Origin of the sequence: Longibacter sp. (genome assembly GCF_051155795.1) — a bacterium.
Taxonomy (GTDB): Bacteria; Bacteroidota; Rhodothermia; order Rhodothermales; family Salinibacteraceae; genus Longibacter.
The window spans coordinates 1-18,998 of the sequence record NZ_DAXETW010000137.1 but is presented as its reverse complement, the minus strand read 5'-3'; the positions used below and the strand labels follow the sequence as shown (position 1 = coordinate 18,998).

21 protein-coding genes are annotated in these 18,998 nt (G+C 62.7%); 10 read left to right on the top strand and 11 right to left on the bottom strand.

Annotated elements, in window-relative coordinates; all coding sequences use genetic code 11:
• Window positions 1–2: 2 nt before the first annotated feature.
• The gene (locus tag ACFCU0_RS13565) at window positions 3–269 is read right to left on the bottom strand and encodes a hypothetical protein (protein WP_434974218.1); all 267 of its coding nucleotides are present in this window, start codon (window positions 267–269) and stop codon (window positions 3–5) included.
• A gap of 172 nt (window positions 270–441) precedes the next feature.
• Between ACFCU0_RS13565 and ACFCU0_RS13560 the strand changes: the two genes are divergently transcribed.
• The 4 genes from ACFCU0_RS13560 (at window position 442) to ACFCU0_RS13545 (ending at window position 5,077) form a co-directional block, all read left to right on the top strand.
• The gene (locus tag ACFCU0_RS13560; protein WP_434974217.1) at window positions 442–849 is read left to right on the top strand and encodes a hypothetical protein; all 408 of its coding nucleotides are present in this window, start codon (window positions 442–444) and stop codon (window positions 847–849) included.
• A 236-nt stretch (window positions 850–1,085) separates the two neighbouring features.
• Window positions 1,086–1,604: a hypothetical protein gene (locus ACFCU0_RS13555; protein WP_434974216.1), complete on the top strand. Its 519-nt coding sequence runs from the start codon at window positions 1,086–1,088 to the stop codon at window positions 1,602–1,604.
• A gap of 262 nt (window positions 1,605–1,866) precedes the next feature.
• On the top strand, window positions 1,867–4,629 hold the full coding sequence (locus ACFCU0_RS13550) for a valine--tRNA ligase (protein WP_434974215.1): 2,763 nt from the start codon (window positions 1,867–1,869) through the stop codon (window positions 4,627–4,629).
• A 43-nt stretch (window positions 4,630–4,672) separates the two neighbouring features.
• On the top strand, window positions 4,673–5,077 hold the full coding sequence (locus ACFCU0_RS13545) for an FxLYD domain-containing protein (RefSeq protein WP_434974214.1): 405 nt from the start codon (window positions 4,673–4,675) through the stop codon (window positions 5,075–5,077).
• A 140-nt stretch (window positions 5,078–5,217) separates the two neighbouring features.
• Here ACFCU0_RS13545 and moeB read toward each other — a convergent pair whose 3' ends face one another.
• The 4 genes from moeB to ACFCU0_RS13525 all read right to left on the bottom strand — a co-directional run bounded on the left by moeB (window position 5,218) and on the right by ACFCU0_RS13525 (window position 8,311).
• A complete protein-coding gene (gene moeB / locus ACFCU0_RS13540; protein ID WP_434974213.1) occupies window positions 5,218–6,432 on the bottom strand; it encodes a molybdopterin-synthase adenylyltransferase MoeB in 1,215 nt (404 codons plus the stop codon).
• A gap of 49 nt (window positions 6,433–6,481) precedes the next feature.
• Window positions 6,482–6,775, bottom strand: a complete 294-nt coding sequence (locus ACFCU0_RS13535) for a ubiquitin-like small modifier protein 1 (RefSeq protein WP_434974212.1) — start codon at window positions 6,773–6,775, stop codon at window positions 6,482–6,484.
• 72 nt (window positions 6,776–6,847) lie between these two features.
• Entirely contained in the window at window positions 6,848–7,270 is a 423-nt protein-coding gene (locus tag ACFCU0_RS13530) for a Mov34/MPN/PAD-1 family protein (protein WP_434974211.1), read from the bottom strand.
• 45 nt (window positions 7,271–7,315) lie between these two features.
• Window positions 7,316–8,311 carry a PLP-dependent cysteine synthase family protein gene (locus tag ACFCU0_RS13525; RefSeq protein WP_434974210.1) on the bottom strand — a complete coding sequence of 332 codons (996 nt, stop codon included), beginning with the start codon at window positions 8,309–8,311 and terminating at the stop codon, window positions 7,316–7,318.
• A 475-nt stretch (window positions 8,312–8,786) separates the two neighbouring features.
• Here ACFCU0_RS13525 and ACFCU0_RS13520 point away from each other — a divergent pair, with 475 nt between their 5' ends.
• Both ACFCU0_RS13520 and ACFCU0_RS13515 read left to right on the top strand, forming a co-directional pair.
• The gene (locus tag ACFCU0_RS13520) at window positions 8,787–9,083 is read left to right on the top strand and encodes a hypothetical protein (protein WP_434974209.1); all 297 of its coding nucleotides are present in this window, start codon (window positions 8,787–8,789) and stop codon (window positions 9,081–9,083) included.
• 312 nt (window positions 9,084–9,395) lie between these two features.
• Complete coding sequence (locus ACFCU0_RS13515; RefSeq protein WP_434974208.1) at window positions 9,396–9,845, top strand: hypothetical protein; 450 nt, start codon at window positions 9,396–9,398, stop codon at window positions 9,843–9,845.
• A gap of 33 nt (window positions 9,846–9,878) precedes the next feature.
• On the opposite strand, the gene ACFCU0_RS13510 is transcribed toward ACFCU0_RS13515, so the two are convergent.
• From ACFCU0_RS13510 to ACFCU0_RS13500, 3 genes are all read right to left on the bottom strand, one after another.
• The gene (locus tag ACFCU0_RS13510) at window positions 9,879–10,538 is read right to left on the bottom strand and encodes a hypothetical protein (protein WP_434974207.1); all 660 of its coding nucleotides are present in this window, start codon (window positions 10,536–10,538) and stop codon (window positions 9,879–9,881) included.
• Between the two features lie 41 nt (window positions 10,539–10,579).
• Window positions 10,580–11,098, bottom strand: coding sequence for a YIP1 family protein (locus tag ACFCU0_RS13505; protein WP_434974206.1), 519 nt, complete (start codon window positions 11,096–11,098; stop codon window positions 10,580–10,582).
• Window positions 11,099–11,266: 168 nt separating this feature from the next.
• A complete protein-coding gene (locus tag ACFCU0_RS13500; RefSeq protein WP_434974205.1) occupies window positions 11,267–11,983 on the bottom strand; it encodes a hypothetical protein in 717 nt (238 codons plus the stop codon).
• Between the two features lie 218 nt (window positions 11,984–12,201).
• Here ACFCU0_RS13500 and ACFCU0_RS13495 point away from each other — a divergent pair, with 218 nt between their 5' ends.
• Entirely contained in the window at window positions 12,202–13,842 is a 1,641-nt protein-coding gene (locus ACFCU0_RS13495) for a cation:proton antiporter domain-containing protein (protein WP_434974204.1), read from the top strand.
• 46 nt (window positions 13,843–13,888) lie between these two features.
• Here the strand turns inward: ACFCU0_RS13495 and ACFCU0_RS13490 are convergent, their stop codons facing one another.
• Window positions 13,889–14,215, bottom strand: a complete 327-nt coding sequence (locus tag ACFCU0_RS13490; protein ID WP_434974203.1) for a hypothetical protein — start codon at window positions 14,213–14,215, stop codon at window positions 13,889–13,891.
• 88 nt (window positions 14,216–14,303) lie between these two features.
• A complete protein-coding gene (gene rnhA, locus ACFCU0_RS13485; RefSeq protein WP_434974202.1) occupies window positions 14,304–14,741 on the bottom strand; it encodes a ribonuclease HI in 438 nt (145 codons plus the stop codon).
• A gap of 191 nt (window positions 14,742–14,932) precedes the next feature.
• Between rnhA and obgE the strand changes: the two genes are divergently transcribed.
• The 3 genes from obgE to ACFCU0_RS13470 all read left to right on the top strand — a co-directional run bounded on the left by obgE (window position 14,933) and on the right by ACFCU0_RS13470 (window position 18,412).
• Complete coding sequence (gene obgE / locus ACFCU0_RS13480) at window positions 14,933–15,958, top strand: GTPase ObgE (protein ID WP_434974201.1); 1,026 nt, start codon at window positions 14,933–14,935, stop codon at window positions 15,956–15,958.
• 88 nt (window positions 15,959–16,046) lie between these two features.
• The gene (dprA, locus tag ACFCU0_RS13475) at window positions 16,047–17,300 is read left to right on the top strand and encodes a DNA-processing protein DprA (protein WP_434974200.1); all 1,254 of its coding nucleotides are present in this window, start codon (window positions 16,047–16,049) and stop codon (window positions 17,298–17,300) included.
• Between the two features lie 203 nt (window positions 17,301–17,503).
• Complete coding sequence (locus ACFCU0_RS13470) at window positions 17,504–18,412, top strand: DUF4249 family protein (RefSeq protein WP_434974199.1); 909 nt, start codon at window positions 17,504–17,506, stop codon at window positions 18,410–18,412.
• A 4-nt stretch (window positions 18,413–18,416) separates the two neighbouring features.
• Here ACFCU0_RS13470 and ACFCU0_RS13465 read toward each other — a convergent pair.
• The coding region (locus tag ACFCU0_RS13465; protein ID WP_434974198.1) for an MBL fold metallo-hydrolase at window positions 18,417–18,998 on the bottom strand (582 nt) is incomplete at its 5' end.

Sequence of the window (18,998 nt, the reverse complement as noted above, 5' to 3'; positions counted from 1 at the left end):
GATTAGCGTGTATCGGGACGCGATGAGGCGTCACGGGGACGGACGGTACCTGCCTCGGTGCCTGAGTGTCGCGACCACTGTTCGGTCAGAAGCGTTCCTCCTGCGACGAGAAGGATCTCCCCCACGATACCGATCACGAACCGCTTGAATACGGATGAGACGATACGGGGCAAGAACCGGATGATGGCGTACACCCCGAGGACACTCAAAACGCCCTGGACGATTCGAGTCGCAATCGATGTGGAGGAATCCGTCGAAAAGAGATTCATGAAAGCAGGGGGATATCAAACAGGTTCGGGTATCGGCTCGCTGACGCCGACGGCGGTGTGAGCCAAAATATTACAGCGTCGTCCCCAACTCCGATCCGTCAGGGATCTATATGGTCCATAGCTGAAGAAAAATCTCGTCTCGATTCCCCGTATCGTCTCCCATACGCCGCCAATGGCTACCTCGCGCGACGACGCCGTCCGTTCCATCCGCCCGGACCTTTCCGTTGACACGTCCGAGTGCCAGCCGGTCGAGGCGTTCCAACACGATGTGTTACGCCCGATCCTGAAGTTTCTGAATCCTCTGATCCTCGATCTGGTGGCCGACACGCTCCAGCGATACGGGACCGGGTTCGCGCGAATGGATCGCGCGGAGCAGCAGCGACGGCTGGAAAACCTTCTCAATCAGGACAGCCGGCTGAAGCGAACCCTCCTGGGCATGGTGCTCGGTCACTTTACCCAGGATGAAATGAAGCTGTATCTACAGCACACGGGAGAAATCCGCCGACGTACGGTTGAGCTTGTCACGGAACGGGTGCGAAGCCAGATCGGCGTACTCCTGGACCGGTTCGATCCCGCCTGATTCGTGCGGGTCCGATTATCCGCGACGTACTGCCGTTAAACAAATTGTTACGTCCATAACGTTTCGCGGAAATACGTCGGTCGGGCATTGTCAAAAGGAACAGGGCGCTTAAGTCTGGAATTCCTTAACACCTACTTTGATCGAACCCGAGGCGCGGGCCCGAGGCGCGGACGCTTCGATCCAAGTAGCCCCCATACGTCCCCCCATCTGCGGTCGTCGAAAACGACCCACCGAGCATGCCGAAGTCCACGTCCGTAACGATCGAATTACCGGCCGAGCACCATGATTGGCTTGAACGCGTGGCGGATCGCTGCAACCTGTCTCCGGGGGAAGTTCTACAGCTGCAGGTCCTCGCCCGCGCCAACATCGCCGAGCTGTCCAGGGGCGGATCGGCGGCGCTGCCGCGCCTCAACCGACCCGAGATGGATCAACCGCAGTCGGACGCGGACGATGCCTCGGTGATGGACATGCTTAGCAGCGCACGGGACCGGCTGGACGCGTGGGAGGAGAAGCGACAGCAGATCAGCACAGAGAATCCTCGTCTGGATGCCCTTCGTCGGAGGCTCGAGTCCATTCGGGCGTCGTCGGGCACATCGGATCTCGGACCGCAGCGACAGTCCGGGTCCTCCACAACGCTCATCCAGCAGGCCCTCGCCCGGATTCAGTCCGTCCACACGTCTGAGTCCGCGGCCGAAGAGGTGTCGGGCGATCAGGTGCCGACGTCTATGTTCGAAATCGCGGGCGATGCGCCGTAATGCGGCGAACTCATCCCGTCATGTCTCTGGATCCGCGCGCTTTAGAAGAAAATAACAGCGGCGGTTCCACATCCAACGTTGCGCGATGCTACGTTAAGGGTTCGGCATCCGGCTGCGGCCGGCGTCGGCGCGCGGGTTTGTCTTCTGGTGCGCTTGATGCACGATCCGGCCCGCAGGCGGACGTCGGCTGCCGTTTTCGTCGGGTATCTTCTCTCCGGCGTCGGCGAGCTTCGCGATCGATGTTCTCCCGACACCTTAGCCCATGTCTCACGACGCCCCGCCGGTTTCCTCCGGCACCTCCACGGCCTACGATCCGTCGGCCATCGAATCCAAATGGTACGACTACTGGGAGCGCCGCGGCTTTTTCAAGGTTGAAGCCGGCGACGACGTCCGTCCCCACAGTATCATCATGCCGCCGCCGAACGTCACCGGGCGGCTCCATATCGGACACGCGCTTCAAGACTCGATCCAGGACGCGCTCACGCGGATTCGCCGGATGCAGGGCTTCGAATCCCTGTGGATGCCGGGCCTCGACCACGCCGGCATTGCGACGCAGAACGTCGTCGAGAAAAAGCTGGCGGAGGAGGAGAACCAGACGCGTCACGACCTCGGCCGCGACGCCTTCGTGGACCGGGTGTACGAGTGGAAGGAGGAATATGGCGACATTATCCTCCAGCAGAAGCGAACGCTGGGCGACTCCTGTGACTGGGAGCGGCAGTACTTCACGATGGATGATGACTTTTCCCGTGCGGTGCAGGAAGTCTTCGTCCAGCTCTACGAGGACGGCCTGATTTACCGGGGCGACTACCTCGTGAACTGGGACCCCAAGAATGAGACGGCGCTGTCCGACGAGGAGGTCGACAACGTCGATCGGCAGGGGCACCTGTGGTACGTTCGGTACCCGCTTGCCGAACCGGTCGGGAACGCCGCCGCGGAGGATGAATCCGTCGACGGGGACGATCGGCCCACCCCGATGCAGTACGTGACGATCGCAACCACACGTCCCGAAACGATTCTCGGAGACACGGCGATCGCTGTCAACCCGGACGACGAGCGCTATGCACACCTGATCGGCCGGACGGTCGTCGTTCCCGTTCTCGGGCGCGAGATCCCGGTGATCGCGGATGATTACATCGACAGCGAGTTCGGCACCGGCGCGTTAAAGGTGACGCCCGCGCACGACGAGAACGACTTCGAGATCGGGCGCCGGCACGACTTGGAGTCGATCAATGTGATGACGACGACAGGACACATCAACGCCAACGGAGGCCCGTACGAAGGGCTGGATCGGTTCGAGGCGCGGGACAAAATCGTGGAGGATCTCGAGACCGAAGGGTTGCTCGAAGATGTGGAGGACTACGAAAACAAAGTGCCGGTTTCGAGCCGGTCGGGAGCCGTGATCGAGCCCCTGATCTCCAGGCAGTGGTTTGTCAAGATGGAGCCGCTGGCCGAACCCGCTATTGAGGCGGTGCGTGATGGGGATATCGAATTCTATCCCGAGCGCTGGGCCAACGAGTACTTCCGCTGGATGGAAAACATCCGCGACTGGTGCATCTCGCGGCAGCTCTGGTGGGGGCACCAGATTCCGGTGTGGTACTACACGGATGAAAACGGCGATCCCGATCCAGAGCGTGGCTACGTCGTGAGCATTGATCCTCCCGATACGGGGGAAGAAATGGTCCAGGATGAAGACGTGCTGGACACCTGGTTCTCCTCCTGGCTGGCTCCCTTCGCCTCGCTGGGCTGGCCGGAGGAAACGGAGGACCTTGAGACCTTCTACCCGTCGGATGTGCTCGTCTCAGGATACGACATCCTCTTCTTCTGGATCGCCCGGATGATCATGGCGGGATACTACGTCATGGACGAGCCGCCCTTCACCAAGGTCTTCATCACGGGAATGGTGAAGGATGAGCAGGGCCGATGGATGTCGAAAAGCCTGGGCAATGGCATCGACCCACTGGAAATGGTGGATCAATACGGGGCGGATGCCACCCGGTTTACGCTCACGATGCTGTGCGCTCAGGGGCAGGACATCAAGCTGGCCCCGTCGAAGTTCGAGATGGGACGCAATTTCGCAAACAAGATCTGGAATGCGTTCAACGTCTTCGGTCAGTTCATGGAGACGGATGGAGACGGCCGCCCGCGGAAAGACTATCGGCGCGAACGGTCCTTCGAGGAGCTCGAACTCGTCGAACAGTGGATGCTGCACCGTTTGAATGCGGCGATCGAGGACATGGATGAGTCGCTGGGCCGCTACCGGCTCAACGAGATGGCCCAGCGCGTCTACGACGTGTTCTGGCGCGACTACTGCGACTGGTTCCTCGAGCTGATCAAGCCGCCGTACGGGGAAGAGATGTCGGACGAGAAGATCGCGATTGCGGTCGAGATCTACGAAGCGCTCCTCAAGCTGCTGCATCCGTTCATGCCGTTCATTACGGAGGAGCTATGGTGGCGTCTCCGTCCCCGCGAGCAGGAGGATGCCTGCATCGTGGCCGACTGGCCCGTGACCGATCACGACCAGATGAATGCCGACCGGGCCGAGACCTTCTCGCTGATTCAGGATCTAATCTCGGGCATCCGAGGTGTGAAAAGCGATTACGGTGTCGGACAAGGCAAGGAAATTGCGGCTACGGTGAGCGTTCCGCGTCGCCATCAGGACCTGGCCGACGAACTTGCGTCGTACGACGAGTACTTCGAGACACTTGCCAGCGTCACGAATCTGACCGTCGAGCCGGAGGCCGAGAAACCGGCCGCCTCGGCGTCCGTGGTTGTCGGGCGTTGCGAGGTGTTCGTGCCGCTTGCGGGCATGATCGACCTGGATCAGGAACGCGACCGACTCCGCCGAGAGATCGATCAGAAAGAAGACTTCCTGCAGGGGGTCGAGAAAAAGCTGAACAACCCGCAGTTCGTGTCGAAGGCACCGGAGGAGGTGGTCGATCGGGAGCGGCAGAAGAAAGAAGACGCCCTCGCCGAACTCGAACGCCTCCGCTCAAACCTCGACGACCTCGCGGACGTGAATCAGTAGCGTACCGGTCCCCGATCCTTATTCGTTAAACGGTTTCCACCCTATGGACGCAGTATCCCGTAGCACCGCTCGTTTTGCCCGCTTTGTGGCACGTCGAGCGCTTCTGATCGTCTGTCTGCTCGTGATCGGCTCGTTGGCGGTTGGCTGCAACAACTCCGACGCCCGGGACGTCTCGGCCAGCAAGCTTGACGTCTCGAACCCGCGCCTGGTCACGATTCAAGAGACGGGCGAACGGTCGTTCAGCGGCACGCTGATCAACAACAATGCAAAGGCGGTGTCGATCGTCCAGGTCGACGTCGGTTTGTACGACGCGACCGGTGCTCGCGTCGGAACGACGATGATTGAGGTCGAGAATGTGCCGGCCAACAGCGAAAAGACGTTCCGTGGTCCGCTCAACGTGGACTACCCGGTCGCCAAAGCGCGTGTGCTCAGCGTTGCAACACCCTGAAGCGGCAGGCCTGCTAATGTGCGATCCAGCCAGTCGCGTTACGCGGAGAAACAAATAAGGCCGCCGACCCTGGAGGCATGTCCTCAGGGTCGGCGGCTTTTCTCATGCCATCGGGTGTGGATGCCCGGTGAGCGAGCCGGTCAATACTTGGCGACAGAGTCGTCAACCTCATCACTCCACGCCAGCGTACCGCCGGCCAGATTCTTCGCATCGAAGCCCTTCTTCCGGAGAAACTCGGTTGCCTTCGCGGAGCGTCCACCCGAACGGCAGTGGACGACGACTTCTGATCCCGGTTCGGCGTCCATCTCATCGAGCCGATCTTCCAGTTCGTCCAGCGGAATGAGTTGGTCCGCGCCGATATCCGCGATATCTGCCTCGTGCGGCTTTCGCACGTCGAGCAAGAACGGCGCGTCACCGTCGTCGCGGCGCTGCTTGAGGTCCTGAACGGAAATTTCGGGGATCTGGCTCACGTCGTCGGTGCCATTTTGGGAAGAATCGGAAGACGGAATACCGCAAAATGCTTCGTAGTCGATCAGTTCCGTCTGCGTCGGGTTGTCACTGCACACGGGGCAATCGTCGTTCTTCTGCACGTTGAGGGTGCGGAAGTTCATCTCGAGGGCGTCGACCATGAGGAGTCGGCCGATGAGCGGGTTGCCGATGCCCGTGATAAGCTTGATTACTTCGGTCGCCTGAAGCGTCCCGATGAATCCGGGCAGGATGCCGAGGACGCCGCCTTCGGCGCACGACGGCACGAGGCCGGGCGGCGGCGGCTCTTCGTACAGACAGCGGTAGCACGGGCCGTCCTCCGTGGCGAACACCGAGACCTGTCCCTCGAACCGAAAGATGGAGGCATAGACATTCGGCGTGCCCGTCATCACGCACGCATCGTTCACGAGGTAGCGCGTCGGAAAATTGTCCGTTCCGTCGGCAACGACGTCATACGGGTCGATGATATCCAGCGCGTTGTCGCTGGTCAGGCGCACGTCGTGGGTTTCGATCTCGACGTGCGGGTTCAGATCGGTCAGCCGCTCCCGCGCGGCCTCCAGTTTCGGGCGACCGACGTCACTCGTGCTGTAGAGGATCTGTCGCTGCAGGTTGGAGGCCTCGACGCGGTCGAAGTCAACCAGCCCAATCTTACCCACACCCGCGGCGGCGAGATAGGTCGCGGCGGGAGAGCCGAGGCCGCCGGCTCCGACCAGCAGGACGGATGCGGCCTTCAGTTTCTCTTGTCCTTCGCGACCGAATTCGGGGAGCGTGAGATGGCGGCTGTACCGCTGCAACTCGTCGGTGGACAGGTCCGGCGCCCGGGGCGGGGCGACGGTGGCACCGGCATTAGATGAAGAATGGGAAGCCATGAGGGAAGCAGAGGCGTATTCAGAAGGGTCGAGCAGAGGGAGGGTCCGATCACCCACCGGCGATGGAGGGCACGATCGACACTTCGTCTCCATCCTCGACGTTCGTGTCGGGACCCTCGAGGTAACGGATGTCGTCGTCGTTGACGTAGATGTTTACGAACTGCCGTAGCGTACCGTCCTCTGTATATAGATTGGACTCAAGGTCGCTATACTGCTGAACGAGGTCCGACAGTACGTCGGAAACGGTCGTGCCCGTAGCGTCAACGCTTGCGTGGCCGTCCGTATAGGAACGGAGCGGCGTAGGGATGCGGACGGTCGCGGTACGGGTCTGTGTGTCAGGCATGATGCGAGGATGATCGATTAAAAGGAGAGGCTCGAGTGCTCGAGGCAAGGATTATTGCCGTGATGCGGTCGGTTAGATGAGTCTGACCTCTTCCGGTTGGAACCGGGAGCGGTCGGGCGCCAGCGACCAGGCGGTAAGGTCATCCGGCGTCCCGTCGTCGATCGAAACGATCACATAGGTGTAGCCGGGAAACGTGGCGTCCGCAAGGTCCGTCTCCGAGGGTTCGGCCGGATGGTCGGGGTGCGAGTGGTAGAAGCCGACGACATCCAGACCGTCTCCAGCGGCTTCCTCCGCTGCGGCGCGGTAGTCGTCCGGCGTGATTTCATAGCGCCGCTCGCGGTTCTCGGTGTTGCGGTTGGCCACACGGCGGACGCGTGAGACGCGGTTTGTGCCACTGTCGTCAACGGTGCCGACCAAAAAGCCGCATCCTTCTTCCGGGTACGCGCTGGCGCCGTGGTCGCGGATGGCCTGAATCACAGATGGGGAGGCAATCATGGAGACACGGGTTTCGGATGAAGAACGGGGGACGGTCGGGGTTGCTCAGTCGCTGAAAAGGTCGTCCGAGAGGTACCGGGTTCCGGTATCGCACAGGATGGTGACCACGACGCCCTGATCGAGAGATTCAGCGATCCGGAGCGCGGCATGCACGTTCGCACCACCAGACGGTCCGATGAGGAGCCCCTCCTCACGTGCAAGGCGACGCGTCATGTCGATCGCATCCGCCGTTCGGCACGTGACGTGCTCATCCGCTATCTCCGGGACGTAAATACCGGGTACGCGGGCGGTCTCCATGTGCTTGAGACCTTCCATTGCGTGCATCGGCGAATCCGGCTGCATCGCGATCGCGCGAACGTCGCTGCGCTCTTCCTTCAGCCGGCGGGTGGTGCCCATAAACGTTCCGGTGGTGCCGAGGCCGGCCACAAAGTGGGTGACGCGGCCGCCCGTTTGCTCGAGAATCTCGCGTCCGGTACCGTCGTAGTGCGCTTTCCAGTTGGCGTCGTTGTCGTACTGGTTCGCGTAGAAATAGGCGTCCGAATGGTCCTTGACGAACTGTTTGACGCGTGCTTGCGCCCCGTCCGTACCCTCGAGGGGGTCCGTGAGGATCAGTTTCGCACCGTACGCTCTCAGGATCTGCTTTCGCTCCTCCGAGGCGTTTTCGGGAAGGGCGAGGGCGATCGATAGACCCCGCGCCGCCCCGATCATGGCATATGCGATTCCCGTGTTGCCGCTCGTAGCGTCGATCAGCGTCCGGTCCCCGGTGAGCTCGCCGGCAGCGATGCCGTCATCGATCATGCGCAGGGCCGGACGGTCCTTTACCGATCCACCCGGGTTCAGATGCTCTGCCTTCGCGTAGAGCGAGACGGTGTCGGGCAGGTCGCGTCCGATGGCGTCCAGTCGGAGCAGCGGCGTGTTGCCGATTTGCTCAATCAGACGGCTCCCAGACGTGGTGGCATCGGTCGCCCGTGGCCTGCGTCGGGAGCGGACCGCGGACCGGGCGGGACCGGAAGGCGAGGCGATGGAATCTGAAGAAGGCATAGACCGTTCGGCGAGCGCGAGAATGAAGAGGGGCGAAACAAAAAACGCCTCTCGCGGGCAATCCGGAGAGGCGACGGGCGGGGCGATATGACGGTTCAGCCTACACGCTGACCGAGCCGTATGCCATGTGCACACGGATCCCTCCGACGCCGGACATACAACAACAGCAAGTCGCAGAAACCGACATGATGAGGGATACGAAGGTCACGAGGGGCGGATATCCAGCCTGGGGCGGCTGTTTGTCTCTTGTCTATGCGTTTCAACCCCGGCTTAAGGGGTGCGTTCCAGGATGAATGCGCGTTACAACATCTTTTATCCGGCTCCATCGGATCCGCAGCGATCCTTGGATGTACGTTAAATTGAAAATTTGTATCAGTGTATCGAGGGTTGTTGGCACGTCGACATGTACGACGATGCGCCGCGGGTGCCGCCGCCATTCGTCGTCCGGTGGAGTTTCACCGTCCAGGGAGGGCACATGAGTATCATTCATTTCCAGGGAGACATTCAGCAGGACGCCGCTGAGCGGGCACGGATTCGGTCCGCGATCGAGGGTGTGGACGCGTGGGATGAGACGGAAGTGGCGCCCCGATGGGTCGTCTTAATGCACCACATGTCGCTCGGCGACAAAGTCTACGTGGCACACGCGGTCATGCGCGACTGGACGGTGACAGCGCGCACCGTTACGGAACTGGAGGATAAGCTTACCGCCCGGGCCGAAGGCGGACCGAAATCCAGCCGTGCCGTTCAACCGTCACCGTTCCGGCCGGTCTAAAATCGGGTCGCCGGAAATTCTGTGTGCCGATCGGAGGGGGCCGAATGCACGTCACATCCACGTCAGAATAAAGCAGGCTGCGGTGCAGGTGCGTGTCGGGTTGCGGCAACCTCAAGACGGGGATGGGCTCGCGTCTGTGTCATGTGACACGAGGCCCCTGTCTCACCTCAAAGAACAAGAAACAGCGCGACGCCGTTTTCTCCTGGTGTGTGCGTTTTGTGGGTGCCAGGCGGGTTCAGAGGGTTCTGGCTCAGGGTTTGCACTTATCGACTGTCCCGCTACAACACACTCACTGATCCGTTCGCCGTAGCCATGGCTTCGACCGATCCGGCCCTTCAAGCAGCCATGTCCCTCGCGGCTCGCCGTCGCGACATCCCGGAGCCGCTGGCTGAAATATTTACTGCCTGGAATCTGTGCTTTCGGGCATACTGCGACCGGTACGACCGTCCGTGGCCCGATCACCGGGTTGTGCCCGACTTCGTGACGTACTTACGCGAGAAGACGACGGTAACGCCCGAGGAGTTAACGCATGCGGTGGATGCGGTCATCTTCGGCCTGGAGGAAACGACGGGTCTGGCGGGACCGCTCAAGACAGCCCTTCGTGCCCGTGTGCTCTCCGACGTACCGTCCCCGGAACGCGCCGAGGCTCAGCCGGCAGCGGAGCAGGAGCCCATTCGTCCCCGCGCCGCTGCGCTTACCCGCGTCATGGTGGCGATGGACAAGGAGACGTTCGGACAGTACGAGTCTCGCTTTCGGAATTGATCTGCCTTCGGCACGGCCGGCTGCCGGTCATCGTCAGAGAGTCCCCGGCGTAAAAGCAAAGACCCAGACCCATGGGTTGTCATCCCAGGTTGGCCCGCCCCGCGGCTGAAAAGCGTTCCAGCGAGATCGAAACGCGGCCTGGGGAGCATCCAGCGTATCGAGCCGATCCGGTAACGCTCCGGCCGTGGGTCGGAGGGGCAGACCCTCATCCGTCACGTCGAAGGCACTCAGATCCTGTAGTTGTTCGACGCGGACGTCCTCGATTCGAATGGCGAGACGTGCCGCCCATCGGGGCATGAAGATCGGTGAGACCCAGTCGCCGGGTCGTCGGGGCATGTCCACCTCATCTGCTTCGTAGCGAAGCGAGGCGCAGCGCGATTCGGACCGATCGTCCGTGTCGGTGTCGGCCCAGTCGGTTTCGCGGCCATCGACGAAAAACGAGGCCGTCCACGACTCGCGCACCCAGAGGACGTCCCCCCGTGCATGCGGAGCCGTGATCGATTGCAGATCCGTCTCCCCCGCGCATCGCACCGTCACCTCGAGCGTTGCGGCGGAGCGATCGATCCGAAGCACGCGGTCCGGTGCCGGAGTGATGACGCGACGGGTCTGCACTTTGTCACCGTCTCGGATCAGGCGAACCATGTCCGGCGCGAAAATAATGGGCCGCGCGGGCGGCGTATCGAACGTCTGCATGCGAACAGCGGTCGGCGCGGAGGAGGTAGTAGAGGGGCGGTCTACATCCCGAGGAGGCCGCCGATCCCGACGGCTGTGCCCATCACGATTCCGACGACGATCATCAGCGCGAAGTAGGCGAGCGCGCCGGCGCCGATCGTAAGGGCTGTTTTCGTGTTGTCAAGATCCAGGCCCTGTCGGATGGCGATGAATCCGGCGGCAAGCGTCCAGAAGAAGCCGATCAGGCCGCCGAGGCACGGGATGATCGCGAGAAACTGCGGGGCAAAGGCAAATCCGATCACCCGGAGCATCTCGCCGATGTCGGCCGTGCCGTTGAATACATTCGTGCCGATCGCGTAGGTCACGACCGACCAGACCACCCAGCCGAAGAACGCCGAGATGACGCTGACGAATATGGCGCTGAGCTCTGCACCGCCGAAGGAGCTTCCGATACCCGAGAGGATGGCAGCGGCCGCGACGACGATCACCGCTTGCTGCATGGCGTCCGGGTCGTGTTCGATGTTTTCGAACGTGGCGGCGTCCAGTTGAAAGACGCCGAGGATGCGATCTTGAAACGTCATGACAGCGCAGGGTGTCGGTGATCAGGCAGGTGAAGTGGGGCCGGGGGGTTACGTTGCCCAGGCCGTCGCTCAAACAACGAATCGTTGCTGCCTGATGATACAGGTGCGGAGGCAAAAACCCCCAATGGTCGGCACGATCCGGCCGTTAGCCGGCAAGTCATCGCGCCGTCACGTCAGAAAAAGTGTTTGCATCACGCGTGTGGCGGCGTTTTTATCCTCGTTCCCGTTCGGAGAGGACGTCACGTACTTGTCGTACGCCGCGGGGAAGAGGGGCGAGCGCAGCCCGTCTTCCGATGCGCGGAGCGATCGCGCCTGGTAGTTGACTTCAGCGCGCAGGTGGTCCGGAAGCGGAATGATTCGCGTTTCTCCGGACGGTCCAACACGGAGCAGCGCGCGTTCCACGTCCACGTCGCCGGCCGTCAGTCGGACGGCCTCGGACAGCGTGAGATCGGTGTGGAAGAGGAGGCGGGTGAGCAGGCGGCCACCGGAGGCGGTGTTCTGCGAAGGGTCCGTCTCGACCGCGTGCGATGTGGGCTGCGTGGTATTGCTTCGTTCATCCTCCAACGCCACCATCTGCTCGGCAACGGCCGGGTCGATGCGGCCGTCAAAGACATCGAACAGGGCGAACATGACCGCGTCGAGCGCAACGTCTTTTTCGTCGGACGTTACGCCGGGATGCTCGCGGAGGAGGGAGAGGAAACCCGGGAGGTGAGGAGCGTCGGCCGGAACGCCCTCTCGCTGACAGTACTGAACATAACACAGCGACCAGATGCCGAAGGCTTCCGCCTGCCGGGCCTCAAAGCGATGGTCGAGAGCGGCCGTGAACAGGACGTACAGCAGGGTCTGCGCCGTGTCGTCAGGGCTCAGGGCATCGTCTAACAGCATCGCGAGAGGGTGGTTGGGCGAGACATCGTGGTCCTACTACCGTGACGAGGGAGTGAAGATTCCGGCGCGTGGCGGAGTCGTTGCATGATGGAAGCGGTTCGCAAGCGTCTGCACGTAGAACTCGCGAATCAGCAGGAGGGCACACGCAGTTTCATCGACTGCCTTTACCGGCCGGCATGGTGCCGGATCGATTTTCTCCACGTGCGCTGTATTCGTTCATGCCTGAACTGTTTTTCGAAATTGGCTGGATCATCGTAGCCTTTGCTGCCGGTCTCGGTGCCCGGGCGCTCCGCCTGCCACCGCTGGTCGGCTATCTGGCTGCCGGGATGGCGCTGGCGGCGGTTGGTGTGGAAGGCAGCGCGGTGATCGATCGCATCGGCGACCTCGGCGTCGCCCTGGTTCTCTTCATCGTCGGACTGGACCTCCGGTTGCGCAACCTTCTGGAGATGGAGGTCATCGGTGTCAGCAGCCTTCACATCGTGCTCTGGACGGCTCTGGTGACAGGCGTCGGTGTGGCCATCGGCCTCCCGCTCGTCGGGGCGCTGGCTGTTGCTGCGGGGCTGAGTGCGTCGAGCCTGGTACTGGCAGCCAAGTCGCTGGAAGCGCAGAACGACCTGCGCTCCTATCACGGTCGCGTTGCCATCGGCATCATCCTCGTCCAGACCGTGGTTGCCACGACTGCAATTGCGGCCATGGGCGAACCGCCGAGCCCCTGGGCACTGGCAGTCCTCCCGCTCGTCGCGCTCAGACCCGTTCTGAAGCGGTTGCTGGATGCCGTAGGACGCGGCGAAATGCTCCTTCTCTTCGGTCTGGCCCTGGCCACGAGTGGGAGCCTCCTGTTCGGCGCGGTCGGGCTGAGCTCTGAGCTGGGCGCACTCGTAGCGGGGGCCCTCCTCGCCGGGACCGATCGCACCGGCGACCTGTCCGAAGCGGTCAGTGGACTGAAGGACGCGTTCCTGCCGGCGTTCTTCCTCTCGGTAGGGCTCGTCGGCCTCCCGGATGCGTCCGGCCTGATTGTCGTTCTGGGGCTCCTCGGATTGCTTGTCGTGAAAGGGGCGCTGTACACCGGGCTGTTTGCTGCCTTCCGCCTGCGTGCCCGGACGGCGTTCCTGGCGTCGATGCCCTTAACGACGTACAGCGGGCTGTCGCTCATTGTCGCCTCGGCCGCCGTGGCGGAAAACCTGCTGCCGGAGGCAACACTCACAGCTCTTGCGCTCGCAACCGCCGCGTCCTATCTGGTGAATGCCCCGTTTGCCCGCCGGGCGCCGGACCTGTGGCCCCGGGTGGCGCCGTGGCTTGAGACGTGGCAGCGGAGCGGTCGCCCGCGAGACGCCCGCCCGGAAACGCTCGGTCGTGCCCGCTTCGTCGTGGTCGGTATGGGACGCGTGGGAACGGCTGCGTACGACTACTTCGCGGACCGAATGCAGTGCCCTGCGGGCGTGGATGAAGATCCGGGGCGGCTTGCAGAGCACCGAAGCAACGGCCGGCGCGTGCTGTACGGCGATGCCCGCGATGCAACCCTGTGGAGCGATCTCGGCCTGGACACGGTCGAGGCCGTCGTGCTGGCTCTTCCGGATCGTGAATCCACGCTTGCCGCCGTTCGCGCGCTCCGCGAGGCCGGGTTTGAGGGCCCCGTCAGCGCCCTCACCACCGACCCGGACGGACGGGCCGCGTTGATCGATGCGGGCGCCAGCGCCGTCTACCTCTCGGGCGAGCAGGTCGGCCACGCGCTCGCACGGCACGGGCTTCGACGCCGGCAGCGGACCGTTCCGGCTGCCGTCACCCTGGATGTGGGCGCGGAAAACCGACCGTCCGCACCGCTTCGACCCTCGCGGGAGGCGACGCCCATGGAAGCATGAGTCCGGTCGCCCCCGTCGACGCCCTGGTTCCGGGCCAGTGAGGCGTTCAGTTGAAGCTCACACCGTCGAGAGGATCAGCCTCCATTTTTCGGAGCGCCTCTTCGGCAAACCACGCCTCCTCCACCTCCTTGGTCTGGTCGGGCAGATTCGGGTGCGGCTTTTTGTATCCCGACATGTTTTTCAGCCAGACGAGCGTCTTCGTCCGCATCTGACCGTCCGGCGTTTCGAATTCGACGTCTCTCTCTCGGGCGGCACAGGTCCCTTCCGCTTCGCCCATCACGTGACCGTAGGTCGGATGGCGAAGGAGCACGCGTACGCGCTCGCCGTGCGTGAAGCGGGAGTCGGCAAAATCCTCTTCGCTATATGTGGTCACTGCAGTGGCAGAAGTCGGGTGGAGAAAAAAAGACAGGGTTGACGCGCGGCTGCATGATCCGTACGCGCGGTGGCAGCGACCGTCGAGACTACTTGTACTGGTTCATTGCGTCCACGGCGAGCGCGTCCGCCAGATTGTTGAGTTCGTTGTCTGCGTGGCCCTTTACCCAGATCCACTCGACGTCGTGCCGCTCGTTCTGCGCGTCGAGCTTCTGCCAGAGCTCCTTGTTTTTGACCGGCTTCTTCGAGGACGTCCGCCAGCCGTTCTTTTTCCAGTTTACGATCCAGCCGTCGTTGAACGCGCGGGAGACGTAGGCGCTGTCTGTGTAAAGCTTGACGTCCGTTGGCTCCTCCAGCGACGCCAGTCCCTGGATGGCGGCCATAAGCTCCATCCGGTTATTGGTCGTTTGCGGCTCGCCGCCCGTCAGTTGATCCACGTCTTCGCCATCAATTACGATCGCCGCCCAACCGCCGGGGCCGGGGTTGCCGCTGCAGGATCCGTCCGTGTAGATCTCCACGTCGTTCATTGCGTCTGATAAGAAAAGGTGTGCAGGACCTGATAACGTAGCGGAACGGTAGACATTCCGCGAACGACCTCTGGTAAGCAGCAGTGAAAATCGCGCCGATGCGGGAAACGCACGGTCCATCATCGCGTGTTTCCACGCCGTGCATCCAACGTGCCGTCCACTCCTATCCGATCCGTTAGCCCGTCCAGACCATGAAATTTGTTGACAAGGTAGACATTAAGGTCCGTAGTGGAGACGGTGGGCGCGGGCTGGTGTCCTGGCGGCGGGAGAAGTACGAGCCGCGGGGAGGCCCGGCGGGCGGCGACGGGGGGCACGGCGGTTCCGTGTACTGCGAGGCGGACGAGAATCTGTATACGCTTCTCGACTTCCGGTACAACAAGCACCACGAGGCCGGAGACGGTGAGCCCGGGGGGAAGTTCAAGAAAACGGGTGCAGACGGGGATGATGTTGTGATTTACGTGCCGCGCGGTACCGTCATTAAGGACACGCGGACCGGCGGTGTGATCGGGGAGGTACTGGAGAATGGCGAACGGATCACCATCGCGGAAGGAGGACGCGGAGGCAAGGGAAACGCCTTCTTTAAGTCGTCCACCAACCAGGCGCCGCGACACGCCCAGCCCGGCGAGGACGGCGAATACCGGGAGATCACACTCGAACTGAAGCTGCTGGCCGATGTCGGTCTGGTCGGATTTCCCAATGCCGGCAAAAGCACGCTGGTATCGTCACTGTCAGCCGCGAAGCCCGAGGTTGCGGACTACCCCTTTACTACGTTGAATCCGCAGCTCGGCATGGTCTACATCAGTGAATTCGAGTCCTTCGTAATGGCCGACCTTCCCGGCATCATCGAAGATGCGCATACGGGAAAAGGCCTGGGCCTGCGCTTCCTCCGGCATATCGAGCGGACCTCGGTTCTTCTCTTCGTCATCCCCGTTCTCTCAGACGATCCGGCGGGCGACTATGAGAAGCTTCGCCACGAACTCAAAGAGTATCACGCGCCGCTTCTGCAGAAGCCGCACCTGGTCGCCCTATCGAAGATCGACACGCTGGCGCCGGATGAGCAGGAGTTGCTACCGGAGATCATGGGGGAGGAATTCCCCGACGATGTCGAGTTTTTGCCGATCAGCTCCGTATCCGGAGCCGGACTTGACACGCTGAAGCACCGCCTCTACGACCTCGTCACCGAGATAAAGTCCAAGAAGCAGGATATCGGAGCGTAAGATATCGTCTATTAATTACGGTATTATTGTAGATACGACAGTTGAAATACTATATGTCAAGACTTACTATTTGTCTGCATCGTAGGTCGTGAGTACGCATCGATTGACAGAGCGAAGCGTGGGGAATCGGAAGGGGGAGATAGGATGGGGAGACCGACTGAGCGTCGACCCGGAATTGGGAGCGGCCTGGCATGAGCCGGGGGACGAGGCGTTCGGGCGGCAGATCAACCCGGCGCTCGATACGCCTCAGCAGCGGCGCGCGCTGGTGGCACTTTCTCTCGTGCCGGGCCTCGGCGCAGCTCGCATTCGAGCGTTGCTGGCGTATCTGCGGTCACCGGTGGCGGTATGGAAGGCCGGTCGCACGCAACTGGAGTCTGTGCCGGGCGTCGGCCCGTCGGTGTCGGAGGCGATTCTGACCTTTGACGATCACGACGCCGTCGATCGGCAGATGCGTCGGGCAGAGGCGATCGGAGCCGTGCTCATCACGCCCTGGGATGACGCGTTCCCTGATCGCCTTCGGCAGATCTACGACCCACCGGTTTTCCTGTGGGTCCGCGGGGACCTGTCCTGCATTCATCGCGGGGCGATTGCTGTTGTCGGTACGCGTCGATGCACCGACTATGGTCGCCAGCAGGCGGCCCGATTTGCTGCTGAACTCGTGCGGCACGGCCTCCCGGTGGTGAGCGGACTGGCATATGGCGTGGATACAGCCGCGCACCGGGGCGCCCTGGAGGCGGGCGGGCAGACGGTCGCGGTGCTGGGGTCGGGACTGGGCTGCGTGTATCCCGGCGCGAACCGATCCCTGGCCCGAGCGATGGTGAAGAACGGGGCTGTCGTGTCCGAGTATCCGATCGATGCGGAGCCGGACCCGCGGTACTTTCCCGAGCGCAACCGCGTCGTGAGCGGTCTCACGCTGGGCACGCTCGTCGTCGAGTCGCATCGGGAGGGCGGGGCTCTCATCACCGCACGCATGGCCCTCGAGCAGAACCGGGAGGTGTTTGCCGTTCCGGGACCCATCACAACATCTGCCAGCGAGGGGACGAACGCGCTGATCCGGCGGGGAGAGGCGAAGCTGGTGGCCGACGTCGACGACCTTCTGGCGGAGCTTCGCTTGCCGACCGCGGACACCACGGGGCAGGTGACACCGGAGCAAGACGTGGCCACCTCTCTGGACGGCGATGCGCGACGACTGTACGACGCGCTCGGATCTAAACCTGTGCACCTGGATGAGCTGTGCCAGACGACGGGCTGTTCGCCGTCCGATGCGCTGGTCGCGCTCCTGCGGCTCGAGTTCGACGGTCACGTACGGCAGCTCGCCGGGAAGCAGTTTCGCCGCGCCTGAACACGGGTACCGCGCGACACCGTCAGGGGGCGTCCGTCCCCGTCACGTCCGGATCAAGTTCCGTTTTCCGAATTCGTCTTTTTGCAGAAAGGGAAGGACGCAATCTTGTTGACACGTCGGATCCCGCCTTCAGACGGTTCGTTGACTTTCGCCGACCACTCGCTCGCTCAAATCGGCCGTACCGTTTGCCCGTGTTTGTACGTTTGCTCAGCCTTTCTGTCGCCGCGTGCCTGGCCGTCGCGCTCGTTTCGTGCGACGCAGCGGGACCCGAGCCGTTCGAAGTAGACGTTGTCGTGGAATCGTATCAGGTGGCGGGAGAGCCCGCAGCGCCCGTCCGGCTGACGCGTTCCGTGCCCCTGGATTCTACGTTCGACATCGAGGATGCCGGTGTTCGCGGGGCGGATGTGCGTGTCGAACGGCTGAACGCAGACGGGGCGGTCCTTCAGACGATCCCCTACGCGGCCGATCCCGACAGCGTCGGCTTTTACCGCCCGGTCGCGCAGACCGGGAACTCGGTGCCCGACATCGAGCCGCTGAGCACCTACCGGCTACGCGTCGCGACCGAGTCGGGCGACCGGATCCGGGCCGTGACGACCGTTCCGGATACGTTCTCCATTGTCGCGGCGAACCGCGACACCGCCACGTATCAGTCCGACGAGGAAATCGCCGTGCGCATTACGCCGAGCCGGACGCCGGGTCGGGACCAGGCGTTCTACATCTTCAGCACTGAATCCCTCGATCCGACGGAAGAAAATCTCGTCCCGCTGATCCAGGAGTTTCTCCGACAGGACGAGAACATCGTCCTGCAAGATGTGGTGATTACGTCGTCGCCCATCCTGAACGAGGCCGGGTACACCCAGAATGCAGACGGTACGTTTACCCTGCGTCTCCCGTGGGTGGCGGTGGCATTCTACGGCCCCAACCGGTCGCGCATCAACGTGCTGGACGAAAACCTCTACGACTTCATTCGCTCGCAGACGGCTCAGCAGGGCGGCGGGGGCTTTACGCCGGGCTCCATCCCCAATGTAATCGAAACGGTGGAGGGCGGGGCCGGTGTCTTCGGCAGCATGGCCAGCGTGTCTCGAGAGATCTACGTCGCACGGGGCGAGTGACGGGTCACGGGTCGATGTGCGTCGACTCACCGGGTCGGAGCAGGTGGAGGCGCTCCGTGAGGTTCAAGTGCTCCGCGCATCGAACGACCGCCGGCGCCGGGGCCTGCACGGGCTCGTCTGCCAGATCGAAGGTGCCCCAGTGGATGGGCACGACTGCGGGGTGCCCGAGATCGACGGCCGCCTGCATCGCTTCGTCCGGGCTCACGTGGACCGGCTTCATGATGCTCCGCGGCTCATAGGCTCCGATGGGGAGGAGGGCGACGTCCGGGGTGCCGATCGTTTGGCGGATGGCGGAGAAGTGCGGGCCGTAGCCAGAATCGCCGCCGAAATAGACCGTCCCGGCGTCTGTGGACATAGCCCAGCTTGCCCAGAGCGTCTGGTTGCGGTCGGTCAACGAACGCCCGGAAAAGTGCATGGCGGGAAGCGCGTGAACGCGCAGTCCGGCACCCAGGTCGAGATCCTCGTACGTCCACCAGTCGAAGTCGAGCACACTCGCCAGCCCCCAGCCCCGGAGCCGGTCGGCACAGCCAAGCGGAGCGAGAAAAAGGGGCGAGAAGCGCTCCTCTAGGGTTTCGACCGACGGGCG

What these genes read in the sequence shown, in the direction of transcription:
- ACFCU0_RS13565 (WP_434974218.1), bottom strand. Translation starts at nt 269, where the DNA reads ATGAATCTCTTTTCGACGGATTCCTCCACATCGATTGCGACTCGAATC.
- ACFCU0_RS13560 (WP_434974217.1), top strand. Translation starts at nt 442, where the DNA reads ATGGCTACCTCGCGCGACGACGCCGTCCGTTCCATCCGCCCGGACCTT.
- ACFCU0_RS13555 (WP_434974216.1), top strand. Translation starts at nt 1,086, where the DNA reads ATGCCGAAGTCCACGTCCGTAACGATCGAATTACCGGCCGAGCACCAT.
- ACFCU0_RS13550 (WP_434974215.1), top strand. Translation starts at nt 1,867, where the DNA reads ATGTCTCACGACGCCCCGCCGGTTTCCTCCGGCACCTCCACGGCCTAC.
- ACFCU0_RS13545 (WP_434974214.1), top strand. Translation starts at nt 4,673, where the DNA reads ATGGACGCAGTATCCCGTAGCACCGCTCGTTTTGCCCGCTTTGTGGCA.
- moeB (WP_434974213.1), bottom strand. Translation starts at nt 6,432, where the DNA reads ATGGCTTCCCATTCTTCATCTAATGCCGGTGCCACCGTCGCCCCGCCC.
- ACFCU0_RS13535 (WP_434974212.1), bottom strand. Translation starts at nt 6,775, where the DNA reads ATGCCTGACACACAGACCCGTACCGCGACCGTCCGCATCCCTACGCCG.
- ACFCU0_RS13530 (WP_434974211.1), bottom strand. Translation starts at nt 7,270, where the DNA reads ATGATTGCCTCCCCATCTGTGATTCAGGCCATCCGCGACCACGGCGCC.
- ACFCU0_RS13525 (WP_434974210.1), bottom strand. Translation starts at nt 8,311, where the DNA reads ATGCCTTCTTCAGATTCCATCGCCTCGCCTTCCGGTCCCGCCCGGTCC.
- ACFCU0_RS13520 (WP_434974209.1), top strand. Translation starts at nt 8,787, where the DNA reads ATGAGTATCATTCATTTCCAGGGAGACATTCAGCAGGACGCCGCTGAG.
- ACFCU0_RS13515 (WP_434974208.1), top strand. Translation starts at nt 9,396, where the DNA reads ATGGCTTCGACCGATCCGGCCCTTCAAGCAGCCATGTCCCTCGCGGCT.
- ACFCU0_RS13510 (WP_434974207.1), bottom strand. Translation starts at nt 10,538, where the DNA reads ATGCAGACGTTCGATACGCCGCCCGCGCGGCCCATTATTTTCGCGCCG.
- ACFCU0_RS13505 (WP_434974206.1), bottom strand. Translation starts at nt 11,098, where the DNA reads ATGACGTTTCAAGATCGCATCCTCGGCGTCTTTCAACTGGACGCCGCC.
- ACFCU0_RS13500 (WP_434974205.1), bottom strand. Translation starts at nt 11,983, where the DNA reads ATGCTGTTAGACGATGCCCTGAGCCCTGACGACACGGCGCAGACCCTG.
- ACFCU0_RS13495 (WP_434974204.1), top strand. Translation starts at nt 12,202, where the DNA reads ATGCCTGAACTGTTTTTCGAAATTGGCTGGATCATCGTAGCCTTTGCT.
- rnhA (WP_434974202.1), bottom strand. Translation starts at nt 14,741, where the DNA reads ATGAACGACGTGGAGATCTACACGGACGGATCCTGCAGCGGCAACCCC.
- obgE (WP_434974201.1), top strand. Translation starts at nt 14,933, where the DNA reads ATGAAATTTGTTGACAAGGTAGACATTAAGGTCCGTAGTGGAGACGGT.